The organism is Bradyrhizobium elkanii USDA 76 (assembly GCF_023278185.1).
Taxonomy (GTDB): domain Bacteria; phylum Pseudomonadota; class Alphaproteobacteria; order Rhizobiales; family Xanthobacteraceae; genus Bradyrhizobium; species Bradyrhizobium elkanii.
The window spans coordinates 4729961-4746754 of sequence record NZ_CP066356.1 but is presented as its reverse complement, the minus strand read 5'-3'; the positions used below and the strand labels follow the sequence as shown (position 1 = coordinate 4746754).

Sequence of the window (16794 nt, the reverse complement as noted above, 5' to 3'; positions counted from 1 at the left end):
CAGCCCCCGGCGGCAGCGTCGTGCGGCCCGGCAGGCTGGACAGGCCAACGCAGGGCGGGTCCCTGCTCGCCTTTGTCGCTCGACCACAAAAATCGGTTCGGACGGACTTGGCGGAAAGGCGGATTTTTCATATTGGCGGTGCTACAAGGCCGCCACGGTCCCGTAGCTCAACTGGATAGAGTAGCGGATTTCTACTCCGCGGGTTGCAGGTTCGAATCCTGCCGGGATCGCCAGACTTCAGAGGCCAAAATTCCTTGGATTTCAAAGTCCTTTAGCTGGTTTGCGGTGCAAAGCTAATTCACGTTTTGTGTAGAACAGATGCGGATCAATGCAGCTGTTTGCAGCCAAATGCTGCACCGAATCCCCGGAAAAATTCCCGAACCAATTTCGCACAGCGAAACGACGCCGCGCTTGGTGTGCCACAAACCACTTGCGTCTGTACACCATTAGTGTACAAATAATCCGGCGTTGGGATTGGCCCGACGCGAAAGGAAAATGGAGTCCTACAATGGGTTTGTTCAACCGCGATCCGCTCAAGCAGATGACCGCTCTCCGCGATCAGGCCGAGCGCCTCGGTGTGCAGTATCTCGAAGGTCATGCAGTCAAGGGCACGATCACCCGCCAGATGGTGTTTACCGTCGCCAAGGCGCTGAACTTTCACCCCGACCAGCTGATCGAGATGATCCCGGATCGCCGCCGCGCCGGTCGCCACGCCAAGGCGATGGACGGCCTGCGTAAGGCCAACCTCGCCGGGGGTCGCGGCCCGACCTTCGCGGATTACGAGCAATTCGAGCAGCAGAACTGACGAGACAGCGGCTCCCGGAAACGGGAGCCGCATTTCCCTCGCCAATTCGGAGATCTGCACCCATGAGCATTTATGACCTGATGCGTCAGCGCTGCGGCCTCTCGCAGGCCGAGGCCGCCGAATTCCAGGACGTCCGCCTCGATACGATCAAGTCCTGGTGCAGCGGCCGGCGCCCTGCCCCGCAGCGCGCCGTCGACGAGCTGCGAGATCTCTATCGCCGTATCCGCGAGGCCGGCGAGGCCTACGCGCACCAGGTCAACCGCCGCGGGCCGCGCGTCGATGACGCCGGCGCGCGCTACCAGGTCGCCGAGCCGATCGACGACGCAGACGCAATCGCCAGCGGATGGCCCAGCAAGGCCGCCTGCCTCGCAGCGCTCGGCATCGCGATCGCGACCCTGCCGGCCGACGTCGCGCTCGAGCTCGTCCCGCACAAGACTGGCGGCATCGGTATTCCGCGCGCGCCCAAAGGGGCAGTTTCGCACTAACAGGGAGAAACGAAAAAGGCCCGCGAGCGGGACATGCTCGCGGGCCTCGACGCGCCGGAGATCCGGGAAGGCCAACCAGAACCAGCCAGCGCGAGCGTCCTGACGCTTGGAGCCGCCAGGACGAACTAATCTCGCGGATGGTGCGCCTGGCTGCTGACGTGCAACCGGGCTCGGCCGGCAGGCGCCACGATGAGCTCCGGCCCGCGATCGCCAACAGCCGCCTCGGCCTTGAACAGCACAGCGCGGACGGCGCAATCCTTGGCCTCGAGCAGCTTGCGTAAGGCCGTCGCGCTCTCGGCATTTGCCGGCAGAGACGCCGCGAGCTCGCGCGCGAGATCTCCGAAGGGCTTGCTGACCGCCTGCAGGTGCGGCGGCAAATGCTCATAGGCAAAAAACTGCAGTAGCGAATGCATGAGGATCTCCTCGGGTCAGCCGGGGAACCGCCCGGCGCGGGATCTCAGATCAGGCCCCACCAAACGCCGAGGCAAAGCCACGCGACGACGACGATCGCCGCGAGGACGAGCACGGACCATGCGACCAGCTCGAGCAGCTGACGCAGCCTGAATTCCGCAGCCCAGAGCGCCAACAGGACGACGGCGACAATCGCCAGCGCGATCGCCGCATTGTTGAAAACGCCCTGCAGCGCAGCGGCGTCGTAAGCGAGCTGGATCTCGTTCATTTTGCCTCCGATGGATCGACGATGATGAAGCCGGCGAGCGATCGCGCATGCAGGCGCGTCAGGCCGCCGCCGGAGTTGGAATCGTGGACGAGCCAGATCGCGGCCTCGAGTTGCTCGACCAGGACGAAAACGTGATGCCGGCGCACGGCCGCCATGCGCGGCGCCGGCCGGGCTCGCGGGAAAGCGAACCAGGCCGCCGCCAGGTTGAGCCGCGGAATAATGCGGCCGAATAGATACAGGCTGGCGCCGCAGCCGCAGAACGCATGCGGGCAGCCGTGCGGCCGCGCGCCGAGGACCTGCGGCGCCGGCCAGGCGCGCGCCAGGCGTGGCCGCGCCTCGGTCGCGGCGCTCGAGCAGATCAGCGCGAGCGCGACGACGACAACGATGCGAAACATCAGTGCTTGACGTGAATGTCGACGAAGTTGGTCACGATCCAGCCGACGCCGCCGCTCAGACCGAGAGCAACCCAATAGAGCCAACGGCTAGCGTTTCGCACGCCGGTCGCCTGCACTCGCACATTCTGGACGGCCTGGACGGTCGGCTTCATATCGGCGATGTCCTTCGTCGCCGTCGCGACCTGCGCGCCCATCGCCGTCATGTCGGCTCGCAGGTCGTCAACCTTCCGGTGGAGATCCTTGCGGCCCTCCGAGGCCTTCTCTTCCATCCGCTGCCAGGTCTGCAGTAGCGTCGAGACGGTCGACTCGAGGCCGCCGATCTTGGCGGCCATTTGGAGCAAGGCAGCATTTACGCTGGCCGTGTCGTCGCCGCTCATTTCGCCTTCTTTCGCTTGAACAGGCCGAACCGAGGCGCCGGCCTTTCCGCCGGTGCCGTGCTCTCGCAGGCCACGCCCTCGACGCGACCGATGCCTTCGCGCACGTCCTGGTATTGGCAGACAGCGCGGCGTAGGCAGCCGTTGACCTTTGCCAGCGCCGCGCGGTCGGTTTTCCAGAGCCGCTCGATCTCGCCGGCATTGAGGTCGCGATCCGGCGTATCGACCGGCGTCCGCTCGCAGGCGGCGACGTCGGCCGGCAGCGCCGGAATGTTCGGCGCGTCCGGAGGCGGAGACTGCAGTCTGTCGACGCTACCGGACCCCACGCACCCGGCGAGAAGCATCGCGAGGAAAACACTTGTTAGGATTGGCCGGCGTTGCATCGATTGCCCCCTGGTTGGATTTGAGTTTCTCCTCGGCCGCCGCGGCACGCATGGCATCGCGCTGCTGCAGACCGTTGGCGAAAGCGAGCTGGCGATCCTTTTCGGCGAGGCGCGCCTGCAGCTGCGCGTTCTGCTCAGCGACCTGCGCCGCTTCGCATTTGGCGTCCGCCGAGCTGAAGCCGGCGTTGTAGAGATGCGCGCCGGCAGCGACCGCAGCGCCGCCGGCGAGCACGGCCAGGACGCCGGCGAACAGCGCGCCGGCGGCGAATTGCGAGAGCTTGACGCCGGCAACGCCGGCCAGGCGCATGAGGATTGCGACGACCAAGCTCATGCGTGTTTCCCCCCGCGGTAGTCGGCCATACGGCGCTGCTCGAGCGTGTCGGCAACGAACCAGACCAGGACGCCGACGCCGGCGACGACGATCAGGGCAGCGACGCCGATCGCGATCGCCTGGATCGCGCCGGGCGTCAGGCCGAGGCCGCCGACCGCGTCCTTTGCGGCCGAGACCTGCGTCGCCCGATCGGTCACCCACGCAAGCAGGCCAGCGCCGCCGAGGCCGCTCGAGCCGCCGAAGATCTTGCCGGCCCAGCGCTTGGCGCGGTCGGTCAGCGCGATCGTCTGCGAGCCCTGCTCGCGCAGATCCTCGACGGTCGCCCCTGCCCGCGTCTCCGCGACACGGCGCGGCGCCTGTGGCTTGGCGAGCTCGGCGAGCAACTGGTCGTCGATCGCAGGCGTCAGCGGCAGGCCGTGCTCATTCCGATAGGCCAGGATCATGCCCTCGGTCCGGCCCTGCGGCGTCTGCTCGCCGTCGACCTGGCCGACATCGAAATAGCCGAGCTCGCGCAGCCTGGCCTGGACGTGTGCGACCTGGTCGGGATCTACCGGCGCAGGCACGGTCGGCAGCTTCGCCGCCTCGAGCGGATGCGCGGCCATCAGCCCTCGCTCGAACAGTGCCGCCTCGTCGTCACGCCGATCGCGCACGCCGCGCTCATTCGGCCACAGCCGTTTCATCGACCGGATAAGGCCGGGGATCTTGGCGAGCTCGCCGGAGCCGATCGCCGCCTTGATCTGCCGCATCTCGGTCCAGCGCGGGCCGGGCTTGTTGAAGCCGGAAGCGTCGCGATTGTAGCCAATCGACAGGATGACCCCGGCACAATCCGGCGAGAGCTCGTCAAAGCCCGGCAGCAGCCGGCGGCAGATCGCGAGATAGCGCGGCACGTCGTGATTGGAGAACACGTCGAGCGCGACGTCCCAAGGGATGTCGATCAGCCCGCGCGTCTTGCGGCAATATGCGGCCGCCTTGTCGCCGCGCAGGCCGGCGGCGCCGACCAGCGCCTTGAGCATGGCGTCACTTACGCGCCCGCTCCAATCGGCGCGGATCTGCGCAGCGGACTGCGTGCCGAAATCGTAACCGATCGCGCCGGTCGGTCCCGAGTTGTCGCTCGGATGCTCGAGGACGGTCCGGTAATGCTTGTTATAGAAGGCCTGACTTGTGACCTCGGCCGCGACGATCAGATCGAACGCGGCCCGCGAAATTCCATGCAGATCGAGCATTGCTTGCCCCAAATGTGTGAGATGGAAACTGGAACGAGGCCCGATCAGTCGATCAGCCCGGCCGCGTCGAGCTCGGCGGACACCCGCTTGAGCCAGCTGCGGACAAAGCCGCGCATGACCGGCGATTTGCCCTCATCCTGGACGAAATCGGAGAAGGAGACGCCGGCGCTGTCGACGAGCTCAGCGGCGCGATCGTTCAGCTTGCCGATGTTGATGACCGGCAGCGCCCTGGTCTCGACCGGAAGGCCGAGGAATTCCGCGTCCGTGATGTGATTAATGACCAGCGAATGCCGCGCGCCATCGACCAGGCCAGCGATCGCGCGGATCTCGTCGAACGAGGCCTGCGTCGAGCCGATCACGTGCAGGACCGTGATCCGCAGCTTGCCGGCCTTGACGTTGTCGAGGAAGCCGATCTCGCCGAGCAATTCGAGCGTCGGCGTCAGCTGGCTCGCGCGGATATCCAGCAGCGTCAGCTGGTCGGGCTTGAGCCGATCGAATACCCGCATCTGGCCGTCCGACTTGGTCAGGTCGACGACCTCGGCGAACTGCGGAAAGAAACGCTTGAGGATGCCGCCCGGAGCCTCGGTATCGAACGCCTTGACGTTCTGCACCTTGCCGGGACGGTCACGCAGGTAGTCGAGCAGCACGCGCGACAGAAACGTTTTTCCGACGCCGCCCTTGTCGGCGCCGACGATGATGACTTGCGGAATCATGTGAGGCCCTCACGGTTGAGTGCGCGGAGATACGTTCCTCTCGCCGCGCGGTTGAAAAGTCGGGAATGTGCGGAAACGGCATTGCGCCGCGCGGCGGCCTCTCAGGCACGCGCCGCACGGCGTCTCAGACGCTATGACGATTTAAGGCTAGAAACTGCGAAGGCGAACTAACGCCCGCACCCTGTCAATGGTCCGGCGTATATGTCGGATCGATCAGCTCTTTCGCGCATCGAATGCGATGGCCGTCGTGGACGATAGACCAACCCGCAGGACATTGAGGAATGCTTGGCTTGGCATCTCTACTGGAGCTCGACGCGACCGCCGATCGATCCTCGGCCCGAACCGCGACGGAGCTGAGGAGCAAAATTACGAGTGCAACGCGCTTCATGGTCACTACCTTTAGCGAGCGCGCCGGATCTGCGCGTTGCTGTCCCGCACGTCCTTCGCGGCCGGATTGGCTTTCAGATACTCGACGGCAGCATTGTGTGCGAACAGCAGATCCTGCTGCTGCGCGCGCTCCCAACGATCGGCCACTTTCTTGAACCGCTGGATCTCAGTAATGGCGTAGAGGACGCGGAGCTGCCCGACGATGAACTGCATATATTGGCCGGTCACCATGTCGACGCGGTTGGTCTGCGCGTAGACCGACCAGTAACCGACGTCGTACTTATCGAGCTCAGCCCGCAACGCTGTGATGCCGTCATCGAACATCTGCCGCGCGATCTTGCTGCCTGTCGCCCGATAATAGTCCCAGATGCCGAACAGTGCCCACATGTGGCCGTTGAGGACGTGGCTCGGATTGCCAGCAGACGGATATTCCTCGTACCAGACGCCCTTGCGCATGCGCGAGGCGATACCGCCTTGCTGGACCGGCCTGCGGAGCCAGGCGAGCGCCTTGGTCGCCGCATCGAGATAAGCCGGGTCGTGATCGAACTGGTATTCCCGCAGCATCACCGAGATCGAGAAACTCTGCGTCAGAGCCGAGATCCAGGGCGCCTTCTGGTCGCGCTCCGGAAAATCCGTGGTCCACTCGAAACGGCCGTCCCTTTGATTGGCAAGCAGCCAGCGCGCGAGCTCATGGAATTTTTCCAGCGCCTGCGCGTCGTTGAACATCATTGCAGCGTTGCGGTTCTCCAATGCGCAAAGCGCATGCAGCGAAATGTTCATTTTCTCAAGGTTGCAGATCACGCCGGTCATAGTCTCCGACGAGATCCGCGGCGGGTGGATGTAGTAGACGCCGAGATGCTCACCGTGCAGGTCGACGAGCGCCGGCGTCATGTTCTCCGCCGGATTCTGCGGATAGCCGAAGCGCTTGAGGTAGTTCCGATACCAGGCCTCACCGCCCATGTTCTCGATGAAGGCTCGGACCTTGACGCTGGTCTCGTTTAGCTGCTGCTGGCTGAAATCCGGATCAGTTTTCCACAGCACTCGGCGCGCCGTCTCGACGACGAGCCGATCGCTGACGACCTGCGAAGGCTGCGGCATTGTCGCCGCCTGGACAGCGGCGCCAGCGACGAGCAGAACAACCAAAAGAAAAAAGCTTGTTATTCTTGGCATTTCAAAATTTCGAGCATTTCACACCCTACGCGGGTACCGGAGCGACGAGGCACCCTACCCGCGCAACCGTGGGGTTGTAGTCTATTTCCGGACGTTTCCAACCGGAAAATAGTCGCATGTGGACATTACGGGTTCGGATCGGCGTTGAAGATGTTGAACGCCTGCAGTGTCTGAATGATCGTCGCGATCGCCCCCCGAAACTCCGAGGTCCCAGCCGTCGCCGGATCGAACGCCGTGATCGCCGTGAACGGCCCGAGATCGATGTTCGGCAGATTCTGCGCACCGCTGGTGAACGGCCGCTCATTGAACCGGCCGCGGACGAGCGAGCCCGTGACGTTCAGGGTGGCCTGCGTGTCCGTCGTACGCAGGCCCTCGACCGTCGCCTGGATCGAGGTATCGAGCAACATCAGCTGACTTACCGGCGCATCTCCCGCCGTGTAGTTGATGGCGCAATCCCTCACCCGCAGCGCCGGCGTCGCGTTGGCGCTCGGCCGCGAGGTGCCTGCGTCCCGATTGGTAACGAGGATCGGAATTTTTTCGTCGGTCGTCGCGCCGGCCAGGCCGCAATCCTGAAACCGGACGCGTTCGATCACGGTGTCATCAGCGAGATAGCCGGAGATGCCGTTTTTGCCGGCATTGGCGATCCTGAGGTCGCGGATGATGCCGGCAAAATCGACCAGCTCGATCCCCGACGCCGTCACCGTGTCGATATCGCAGGAATGCACCAGGGTATTCTTCCCGAACCGCTCTAGATGCATGCCGACGGTGCCGTTGCGGACCTTGATGTCGTGGATGATCATGCCCTCGACGTATTCATTGTTGGCATAGTCATCGCTGTTGACGACGCCACTGACCGCATAGCCGCAGCTGTCGACAGTGATGTCGTGAATCACGCCGCCGCGCCGCTGCATCAGAGGCGATATCTTCCATTTGCCGGCGCCGAGCTCGGTGTCGAAATCGACCGTCGTAAAGGTCGCGGTCGCCTCCCAGAGATCCTTTTGCGGGAACCGGCGCACCCGAAAGCCCGGCGTCGCATTGAGGCCGTTGGTGTAGAGCACGCCGCCGAACTTGCCGGCGTAATTGTCATAGGTGATCTTGACGCCATGCAGCGGCGCCCCGGCGACGTGGAAAGAGTGGATCTGAACATAATCGGCCTCGATCACGTACCAGATATGCTGGCTCAGCGCCCGCAAATGGCGATGCGAATGGCAGATGAACTTGCAGGCCGCGACGAGGCCGCAGAAGCCCCAATCGTCGCAGTCAAAGCCGGTCCATTCGTGCACGCGATCCCAGTCGACGTTGTCGGTCCCGGACCATGCGGCGAACGAGAACATATGCGCGCCCTGGTTCCCGGCGACAACCCAGCGCGGACCAAGTCCGCGGCCATCGACGTCGCGGATGGTCGTGCTGCAGTTGAGCGCATAGATCCCGACGCCGGAAAAGCCCTGATAGTCACCGCCGAGCACGGTCAGCTTACCGCACCCCTCCGCCGTGATAGCTGAAACGCCGATAAAGGCGCCGCTCTCCGGATTGTATGTCGCGTCCGGGTGCGCCGGATCGAACGGGCCGAGCGTCGCGTCATAGCAGTATTCCGACGGCCGCGTATTCGGATCGAGCGACAGCTCGAGCGCCGCATAGCCTCGATAGGTGCCGCCGATCACAGTCGGCGACGTGTTTGTCGCGTTGAAATAGACCATCTGCGCAAAGCGCTGCTGCTGGCTCAGCTTGAGCTTGCGGAAATCCAGCACTGTGCCGGCCGGCAGGTTGGTAAAGGCCACCTGGCCGTTGACCTTGAGAGACCTGGCCGGCGCCGGCGCCGGCTTGTAGCCGGCCGCGAGCGCGCCCGCCCATGCGTTGAGGGTCGCGGTATCGGTCGCCGCGTCGACCTCGAGGCGGCCGAGATACTCGAGCATGAGGTCCTGCGAGCGGGCATATTCCCAATAGCCGCCATGCACCGCATCCGTGCTGCCGTCCGGCATGAACCTGTCGGCGCTGCGGAAGCTCGCGCCGTGCGCCGGTGCCGCCGCGACGCGCACAAAGATCGCCGGCGGCGCATCGCCGATATCGTTGTAGCCGGAGACGATCAGGTATTTCCGGTTGACGATGAAATTCGAGAGTTTCGCCAAGGCGACCGAGGGAGCGGTCGGGACATCGCCGGCGCCGACCGTCGCGGCCAGGTCGGCAGCCTGGACGGCGAGGTCCCGCGCGGCCTCGGCCGCGGTCTTTGCGGCAACGGCACCAGCAGCAGCCGTCTCGGCCGCGATCTGGATCGCCGAGCTCGCCTGGTCGGACAGCAGACGAAACGTTGCGGTCGCATTGTCGATATAGCCGGCCAGCAGCATGTTCGCCTTGATGCCGCCGACCGCCGGATCGTTGCCGCTGTTGGTCTTGACGCGCAGCTGCGGGCCGCCGTTGAAGGCGACCGTGACCGCGTTGCTGGTATTGTCCGCGACGGCATTGACGACGACGAGCGCATTCTGCGACGCGATCGGCTTGTCGTTCGTGGCGACGATCGCGTTTGCCGAGCTCTCGTCGGCGGCCGCGATCGCGCGATAGAACGAATACGGCAGGTCGGCGACACGGACCCACGTCCCGACGCCGGTCGCGCCGATCTTTTGATAGACGCCGTTATTGTTGGCAACGGGATCGAGCACCACCCATGCCATCTGGTTTGCGTTGTAGCCCAGCGCAGCCAGCGCCAGCGCCCTGGTCGCGAACACGATGCCACCGCCGGCCTGCATCGCCGCCGTCAACGCATCCAGGTTGCCTAGCACGCTCTCGCGCGTGAAACGGCGCAGCGATTTGGTGTTGCCGTCCGTCTGCAGACCGAGAAAGTCTGAGATGACGGCGCCGACCGGAACGTTCGGCGCGCGAATGCCTGTCGATTGCTGCATTGAAAATGCCCCCGTTAGCTGGCCTTGAAGCGGATATCGATCACGAGCGGATTGACGTTGTTTCTGGCCGCACTCGTGAGATCGAAATTGACGATGTTGACCGTGCCGGCTCCGATTCCGCCGGTGACGCGCAAAATGGTGCCCGTACCAAAATCGACGCCAAATCCCGAAACCCTGGCCGCCGGCGTGATGCCGGCAGGAAGGCCGACCTTCACCGTACCGTCAGCCGCCCCTTTGTTCGTGATCGTGATCTCGGCGTGAAGGTCGAAATATCCGTCCGGATGTTTCTTATAGGTGCCGGTCGCCGTGGCCGTCGTGAAATCGCCCGTGTCGCTTGTCAGGCTCGGCGTATAATCGGTCGGCGCCGCTGCGACGCTGACGTTATCGACGTTGCCGAGGCCGACGTCGCCCTTAACCAGCGCCAGCGCCGTCTTGAGGGCCGCAGCACTGATCGAGCCGGTCAAGCCGGCGACGGCGAGGACCGCATCTGTCGGCGTCAGCAGCTCTTTCCAGTCCGCGAGCGTCGCCGGCGAATTGGTCGACAAGGCAAACGACTTGTTCAGGTCCGACCTGATCGCGATGTCGCCCTTTTGCGCGGCGAGTGCCAACATTGCGGCCTGCGAGGCGACCGTAAAGACGTCAGTGATCGCGAGCGCCGGCAGGACCGCCGTATCGAGCAAGCCGCTGCCGTCGAGCACGGGCACATTGCCGGCGGCCGTTCCGACATTCTTGGTCGCGGCCGTGCCATAGGTCGCGAGCGTCGCGGTGTGTGACCCCGTGATCGAATAGAGCTCGGTATCGTTCGCGTTGAGCTTCTGGAACGCAGTCCGGAGAGCATCGCCGGTGCCGTCATTGGCCACGGCGCCGACATTCACGACTTGCTGTGCCATCAGAAAAAGTCCGCTGTGAAGATTGCAGAATCCGCCTTGACGGTATTGTCGTCGGCGGTCGGGGTTTGCGCGATCGCCTCATGCAGCGTTGCCTCGACGATCGGCGAATCCGCGCTGGACTGGCCGAACGAGCTGACGGCCCGCGCCTTGACGTCGATCACGTCGCCGACCGCAAAGCCGACGATGTATGCGATGCTCTGATAGGCCGGGATCGTGATCGTCGAGAACGCACCGCCGCCATGCAGGCGATAGGAAATCACGTAGGTCGCGGGCACCGCGATCGCGCCCGTGCCGGCGGTAACCGTCACGTTAAACGTCAGCGCGGCGTCGGACACGGCGACCGATGGCACCGCCGGCACCAGGCCGGAGACGTCCTCGACCTCGCCGACGCGACCGTCCCATGCCGGCGGGATCTCAGCGTCGGTGAGTTCGTCAATGATCGGCGCAGCGTCGATCAGCGTCAGGTTGGCCGTCAGGTTGTCGCCGCGCTCGATATTCTTGACCAGGACGTCTATCGTCGGCCCCTTCAAGGTCGTCCCGAACAGGGCCAGATCGCCAGGCGCGATCGCCGAGACGTCGCCGACCAGGTCCAGGACCGAGAGCTCGCCGGCGACGGTCAGGACCGTGCGACGGATCGACGATCCATCAGCATGACGCACGACCAGGGCATAGGCCCTGCCCTCCTGCATCTCGACCTCGGTGTCGAGCTGGACGCGCTGGCCGACGACGGACCGGATGCGCGCAGCGACCTGGTCGCGGTCCAGAATGTCATGATTGAGCGCCGCGAGATTGCCGCGCGCCAGGACGAGCGACTCGAAATCCTGGCTGACCGTGTAGCTGTGCGGCCGATGGATCAGCTCATATTGCCGTCGGCGCGTCGCCCGCCAGATCTGATCCGGATCTGTGACCCCCGGCAGCTCGAGATCCTCGGTGACCTCGACCTGGTCCGCATTGACGCCCGGAAACGGGACGATGCGCTCGGCCTGGTTCCAGCCGTTGGTCGCATCGATGAACTTGACGCGATGGCCGTCGGGAAACAGCGCATAAGACGTCTTACCCTGGAAATTCCAGGAATTGCGCGGGCTGATCGCCGCAGTATAGGCCGCTTGCGGCCGGTCGATCGTCACGCCCCATTTTGCGCCGTCATCATGCGGCGTCGCCCGGCCGGCCGCCGCGATGTCGCGCAGGACATCGAGGCGCGTAGCGTCGTAATCGTGCACGCGGTTGTAGGTCAGCCCCTTGGCGGCACAGAATTCGTGCCAGTCGGCCAGGCCGGCGAGATCGATCTCGGAATCCGCTTTCGGGCGAACGTTGGCAGGCCCCTGCAACGCATGCCGGAACAGCGACGCCGGATTTGACGTCTCCCGCTCGATCCAGGCCCCGGTCGCGCTATCCCAATCCTTGCAGACCAGCGCGGCAACGGCGTTGTAGTTGTTTACGATGCCATTGAGCTGGTTGCTGGCGCGGATGCGCAGCGCGACCTTGGCGAGTGGCTCGTCGTAGTTGAACGGGCTTTCCGGCCGGAACGCGCGCAGCGCGGTCCAATCGGAACGGGCGATCTTGTCGCTCTGGTCGTCATAATCCTGCGACAGCCTCGTGAGCTCGATCTCGTATTGACCGCGCTCGGGAAACGTCCAGCGGATGCTGCGCCTGATAGGCTGCCTGGTCTTTGCCAGGATCGAGATCGTCTGGACGGTCGTCCAATCAGTGGCGCCGATCTTGCGTTGCCGCAGCAGGAAATCGACCTCGATCAGCGAATTCCGCCCCTTATTATCGATATAGACAAGACCCTGCGAAAAGGTGATGTCGATCGAGGCCTCGGTCACGTCCCGTGCCGTGAAGCGCGACGACGGCCCGCCATCGCCGCGCATGTTGATCGAGAGCTGCTCCTCGATAACCTGTTGCGGATAGAGCGTAAGCGGCTCGTCGCCCGGAAGGCCTTGCCGGATCTCCATCTGGACGTCGGCAAAGTTATCCTTCGGCGTATCGCCGAGCTGGTGACTGTACAGGTTGAGCGGGCCATGGCCGAACAGGAACGCCGCGATCACGTACTGGTCGTCGTCAATGATCTCAGTGTAGGGCGGCGCCGCATAGACCGGCGCATAGCGATGCCGGCCGAGGATCGAGGGAATGACGCCGCCGGGATTTGACGTGTTCTGCAGGCCCGTGATCGCGTTGAGGGAGGTGCCGCTGCCCTGGTCGCCGAGGGACGCCGCCGGCACAAGGGCGTTGAGCAGCAGCGTCCCGGCCAGGGCAAACCCAGCGGTCGCTAGCGAGCCGACCGTCGCAAGTGTCGACGCCGTCGCAGCCGCGGCGCCGTAGCCAGTGAAACTGGCCGGCAGCAAGGCGCCGGCGATCGTAGGCGCGTAGAACTGGCCAAGCGATACCGCCGCGACTAGAACGGCAACGGTCAGGACGCTGCGCAGCGTGTCGCTTTGCTGCGGCACCAGCCGAATGATGACCGTCGCCCCCTCCCGCGGCCGGACGAGGCGCCAGAGATCCGGCGGGATCACATGCTCGCCGATCGACACGCGGACCATGCGCTGCGCCGGCAATGACGGGAACGCCATGGCGATCATATCGGCGACCGACGTCCGCGGCGCGACCGTCAAGGTCTGGCGGCCCTTGCCGACGTCCAGATAGGGCAGGACAAGTGCGCGGCTCATGCGAGCGCCTCATGACGGTGCAACGCGACCAGGCGCCCGCGCCAGCGACCGGAGGAGAAGGTCTCCCGATAGACTCCGGTCTCGTCGACCACGTGCAGCATGCAGCCAGGCGCCAGCACAAGGCCGACGTGATCGGCGATCCGGCCGCGCCTGAAAACCACCATGTCGAATTCACGCTCAGCCCCCGGCGAGACCTCGCGCCAGGGCGACGCCGATCGACCGCACTCGACGAGGCGCGCGATCTCGACGCGCTCCGGTGCGTCGACCGACTCGCCAGCATAGCTCGCCAGCTCGAGGCCGAGGACCTCGCGATAGACCAGCCAGAGCAGGCCATAGCAGTCGACGCCCGCGCGTGAGCGGCCTGCCTGGACGCGCGGAATGCCGATATAGTTGTTCGACCAGGCCGTCATCGGAACTGCCCCGGAAACCGCTGCTTGGTCATGCGCTGCGCCGGATACGGCTCGGTCTCGATCGGCTCGCGCGAGACCGACAGCGAAACGCTCTGCGCGTCATAGGTCGCGCCGGTCGCCTTCATCAGGTAGGTTTCCTCGACGAAATCAGGATCTGACGACGTGACCAGACTAAGGACGACGTCCGCCTGCGTCCCCGGCGTCACACTGCGGGCGGTCGCCGCCATGTCCTCGGCGACATTGTCGAAGGTCAGCAACGTCGCCGGCGGACTGGATTCCTGATCGTCCGGCCACGCCATCGCCATCAGGACGAATTCGTATTCTCGCGTCTGGCCGTCCGGCCCCTTGCTGATGGTGCCGTACCTCAGCGGATCTTCCGAGAGCCGCTGCGTTGGATCGCTCGACAGATAGACCGTCTCGCCGCCGTCGTTCGGCGTCAGCGCGACCAGCACGATCGGCACGTCGTCGGTCGCCTCGGCGTTGAACGCCTGGCGAAATGACAGGGACAATTGCGGCATCAGGGCAGCTCGACGATCTCGAATTGCGGAAAGAACTTCCCTCCCCGCTTCGACCATGTCGGCTGGTTGGCGCTGAAAACGCACAAAATCCAGGACTCGACCCTGATCGGAACGCCGTTTTCATCCTGCAGCACCGCGCCGAGCTCGGTGGACAGCAGGTAATTGTTGAAATGCGGATCTCGATACAAAAACGGCAGGGTGCCGTAACGCAGATCCTCGTCCCAAAAGCGATCGAACCGCGCGCGCTGGTTGGCGTCGAAATAGTGCGCCAGGGCGATGGTGCGCAGCGGCGCGCCGCGCCGGCGCATCTTCGGCGGCCCGACGTCGACAGGCGTGACAATCCGCGCACTGCGCGGACCGGCGCTGATCCCGTCGAGCGGGCAGCACGGCAGGTCATCCGGCCAGATCGCAGTCATCGCCGCACCCCTCTCGGCTTCGCACCAAACCCGCCGGACAGCGCGCGCTGCGTCGCAGATCCCGACCGGCCGAGATTGGCCGCGATCTGGTCATCCAGGACGAGGTCGATCCGGCGATTCCCTCGGCCGTCGACCGACTGCTGCGCCGTGACCGTCATGGTCGGCGAGACGTTGTTATTGACGCTGATCGCGACGCTCCCGCCGCCGCCCGATCGCAAGGCCGAATTTGGAATGACCTGCGCGCCGCGCGGCAGGTTGACGAGCTCCGGGCCGCGCTCGCCGACCCAGGCCATGCCGCCCGGCGCGCTGTCGGTGCCCTCGGCAAAGCCGGGAATGAAGCTCTTGAACAGCGCCGCAGCAGGCGAGAGGCCGCCACCGATCGGCGCGTTGAAGAACGACGAAAACACGGAATTGATCGCCGCCTTTTCCAGCGTCTTGACGAGGCTCGACAGCACATCGTTCAGGTTTTTCCCCTCCACAACGGCGTCCGCGAAGGCGCTGGAGAGCGCGCTACCGACCTCGGCACTGGCCTTATTGATGTCCGCCAGTTTCTGGCGGGCCTGGTCGTAACTCGCGGCGGCCTGCTTGATGCCCTCCGAGGCCGCGAGAAAGGCCGTCTTGTGCTCGCTCGTCAGATTGATCCCGGCCGCCTCGAGCGCCTGCTGCGCCGACATGCTGGCGCGCAGTTTCTCATAGGCATCAATCTGCTGCTGCGTCACCTCGCCGTCATCGCGCATGATGGCCGTCAACGCCTGAAACTCGGCGCGCAGCTGCTGCCGCGCCGCATTGTTCTGGAACGTCGCCGCCGTGTCGGCATTCAACGTCGCAATGTGCTTGTTGATCTGGTCGATCGACGTATCGAACTGGTCGCGGGAATCGCTTTCCTGCTTGCGGACCGGCAAGACGCCGGTGCCGGTCTTTTCGTCGGCCACGGCCGGCCGCGCCGCCGGCGTCGGCACGCCCGCCGGAAAATTCAGTGCTGACCAGATTTTGGCGGCCCGCTCGCTCTCGTCGGCGGCCTCCTTCGCCTTGGCGCGGATATCCTCGAGGCCGGCAATGATGCCCTCGTCCGCGTTCGGCTTGGCACGCAAGCGATCGAGCACACGATCGACCTGCTCGAGGTCCTGCGGCAACCCGGCCGCATCCTTGGCGGCGATCGACAGCGCGTCGGCGTAGGCATCGAATTTGCCCTGCCCGCTGCCGGGCTGGATATTCTGCGACTTGAGGATCTCGGCGACGAGGTTTTGCGCCTTGTTGATCAGATCGTCGAGCCAACCGGCGATGTCGGCCGTGACTGCCTTGAACTGGTAGGACAGCTGATCGGTCGACTTTTTCCACTCCCGATCGAAGATCTGCGCCTTGGCGATCGTTTGCGCGTCGATGACGGCACCGGCCGCGTTCGCGCTCGAGGCGACGTCCTCGAAGGCCTTGGAGCCGCCGCGCAGCGCCTCGACCCAGTCCGACGACAGGCCGAGCATTTGCGCCGCCTTGGTCTTTTCCGGGATCGAATCGAACCGACCGAGCAGATCGCCGGCGATCTTCAGCAGACCGTTGAGGTCGGTCACCGCGCCGTTCCGATCGCGATACTTGATATTGTTCGCGTCGAGGATCTTGGTCAGCGAATTTTCGTTGTTCTGCGCATCCGCCAGCAGATCAGCGACCTTTTTGAGGTCGGCGTCCGCATCCTTGCCGCTGACGCCGCCCTGCGTCGCCCCATAGCGGATCTGCTGGAAACGCTCGACCGTCACGCCGACATATTCGGCATTCTTGCCGATCTGCGCGACCTGCGCATTGACGGTTTCCAGCACCGCGAGCAGCGCGGTCGCCGCCGCGGTCGCCCCGGCGATCGACGTCCCGATCGTGGCGAACGACCCGAGACCCGGATTGAGGCTCGAGAACGCATTTTCGATGCGCGAGACCGCAGCATCGGCCATATCGCCCGCCTGGTTGAGGTCGGCGGCGAATTGGTCGAGCCGCGCTCCGAGCACGGCGACAAGGTCAGTCATCCTCGAAACGACCCTCTAGGAGTGCGTCAAACAGGTCATCGGACGGCGC

18 protein-coding genes and 1 tRNA gene are annotated in these 16794 nt (G+C 64.7%); 3 read left to right on the top strand and 16 right to left on the bottom strand.

Features of this window, described 5'->3' with window-relative positions:
• The first annotated feature begins 156 nt into the window (after window positions 1-156).
• From JEY66_RS23190 to JEY66_RS23180, 3 genes are all read left to right on the top strand, one after another.
• A tRNA-Arg gene (locus JEY66_RS23190) sits at window positions 157-233 on the top strand.
• A 275-nt stretch (window positions 234-508) separates the two neighbouring features.
• A complete protein-coding gene (locus JEY66_RS23185; protein WP_018271727.1) occupies window positions 509-805 on the top strand; it encodes a hypothetical protein in 297 nt (98 codons plus the stop codon).
• Between the two features lie 62 nt (window positions 806-867).
• On the top strand, window positions 868-1290 hold the full coding sequence (locus tag JEY66_RS23180) for a helix-turn-helix domain-containing protein (RefSeq protein WP_018271728.1): 423 nt from the start codon (window positions 868-870) through the stop codon (window positions 1288-1290).
• 125 nt (window positions 1291-1415) lie between these two features.
• Here the strand turns inward: JEY66_RS23180 and JEY66_RS23175 are convergent, their stop codons facing one another.
• The 16 genes from JEY66_RS23175 to JEY66_RS23100 form a co-directional block, all read right to left on the bottom strand.
• Window positions 1416-1703 (bottom strand): hypothetical protein, encoded by a 288-nt coding sequence (locus tag JEY66_RS23175; protein ID WP_018271729.1) that lies wholly within the window; start codon window positions 1701-1703, stop codon window positions 1416-1418.
• A 44-nt stretch (window positions 1704-1747) separates the two neighbouring features.
• Window positions 1748-1969: a hypothetical protein gene (locus tag JEY66_RS23170; RefSeq protein WP_018271730.1), complete on the bottom strand. Its 222-nt coding sequence runs from the start codon at window positions 1967-1969 to the stop codon at window positions 1748-1750.
• Window positions 1966-2364 carry a hypothetical protein gene (locus tag JEY66_RS23165; protein WP_018271731.1) on the bottom strand — a complete coding sequence of 133 codons (399 nt, stop codon included), beginning with the start codon at window positions 2362-2364 and terminating at the stop codon, window positions 1966-1968. Before JEY66_RS23165 ends, JEY66_RS23170 begins: the two co-directional genes overlap by 4 nt.
• Complete coding sequence (locus tag JEY66_RS23160) at window positions 2364-2741, bottom strand: DUF1515 family protein (RefSeq protein ID WP_018271732.1); 378 nt, start codon at window positions 2739-2741, stop codon at window positions 2364-2366. Before JEY66_RS23160 ends, JEY66_RS23165 begins: the two co-directional genes overlap by 1 nt.
• Complete coding sequence (locus tag JEY66_RS23155) at window positions 2738-3064, bottom strand: hypothetical protein (RefSeq protein ID WP_018271733.1); 327 nt, start codon at window positions 3062-3064, stop codon at window positions 2738-2740. The genes JEY66_RS23160 and JEY66_RS23155 overlap by 4 nt, the downstream gene beginning before the upstream one ends.
• Window positions 3051-3452 (bottom strand): hypothetical protein, encoded by a 402-nt coding sequence (locus JEY66_RS23150; RefSeq protein WP_018271734.1) that lies wholly within the window; start codon window positions 3450-3452, stop codon window positions 3051-3053. The genes JEY66_RS23155 and JEY66_RS23150 overlap by 14 nt, the downstream gene beginning before the upstream one ends.
• Window positions 3449-4675: a lysozyme family protein gene (locus tag JEY66_RS23145; protein ID WP_018271735.1), complete on the bottom strand. Its 1227-nt coding sequence runs from the start codon at window positions 4673-4675 to the stop codon at window positions 3449-3451. Before JEY66_RS23145 ends, JEY66_RS23150 begins: the two co-directional genes overlap by 4 nt.
• A 44-nt stretch (window positions 4676-4719) precedes the next feature.
• Complete coding sequence (locus JEY66_RS23140) at window positions 4720-5388, bottom strand: P-loop NTPase family protein (protein WP_018271736.1); 669 nt, start codon at window positions 5386-5388, stop codon at window positions 4720-4722.
• A 399-nt stretch (window positions 5389-5787) separates the two neighbouring features.
• Window positions 5788-6873, bottom strand: a complete 1086-nt coding sequence (locus JEY66_RS23135; protein ID WP_157183457.1) for a D-glucuronyl C5-epimerase family protein — start codon at window positions 6871-6873, stop codon at window positions 5788-5790.
• A 197-nt stretch (window positions 6874-7070) separates the two neighbouring features.
• A complete protein-coding gene (locus JEY66_RS23130) occupies window positions 7071-9839 on the bottom strand; it encodes a hypothetical protein (RefSeq protein WP_018271738.1) in 2769 nt (922 codons plus the stop codon).
• Window positions 9840-9853: 14 nt separating this feature from the next.
• Complete coding sequence (locus tag JEY66_RS23125; protein ID WP_018271739.1) at window positions 9854-10729, bottom strand: hypothetical protein; 876 nt, start codon at window positions 10727-10729, stop codon at window positions 9854-9856.
• Complete coding sequence (locus tag JEY66_RS23120) at window positions 10729-13395, bottom strand: host specificity factor TipJ family phage tail protein (RefSeq protein WP_018271740.1); 2667 nt, start codon at window positions 13393-13395, stop codon at window positions 10729-10731. Before JEY66_RS23120 ends, JEY66_RS23125 begins: the two co-directional genes overlap by 1 nt.
• Window positions 13392-13805, bottom strand: coding sequence for an NlpC/P60 family protein (locus JEY66_RS23115; RefSeq protein WP_018271741.1), 414 nt, complete (start codon window positions 13803-13805; stop codon window positions 13392-13394). Before JEY66_RS23115 ends, JEY66_RS23120 begins: the two co-directional genes overlap by 4 nt.
• On the bottom strand, window positions 13802-14323 hold the full coding sequence (locus tag JEY66_RS23110; protein WP_018271742.1) for a hypothetical protein: 522 nt from the start codon (window positions 14321-14323) through the stop codon (window positions 13802-13804). The genes JEY66_RS23115 and JEY66_RS23110 overlap by 4 nt, the downstream gene beginning before the upstream one ends.
• A complete protein-coding gene (locus tag JEY66_RS23105) occupies window positions 14323-14739 on the bottom strand; it encodes a hypothetical protein (RefSeq protein ID WP_018271743.1) in 417 nt (138 codons plus the stop codon). Before JEY66_RS23105 ends, JEY66_RS23110 begins: the two co-directional genes overlap by 1 nt.
• Window positions 14736-16745, bottom strand: coding sequence for a hypothetical protein (locus tag JEY66_RS23100; RefSeq protein ID WP_018271744.1), 2010 nt, complete (start codon window positions 16743-16745; stop codon window positions 14736-14738). Before JEY66_RS23100 ends, JEY66_RS23105 begins: the two co-directional genes overlap by 4 nt.
• Between the last annotated feature and the right edge of the window lie 49 nt (window positions 16746-16794).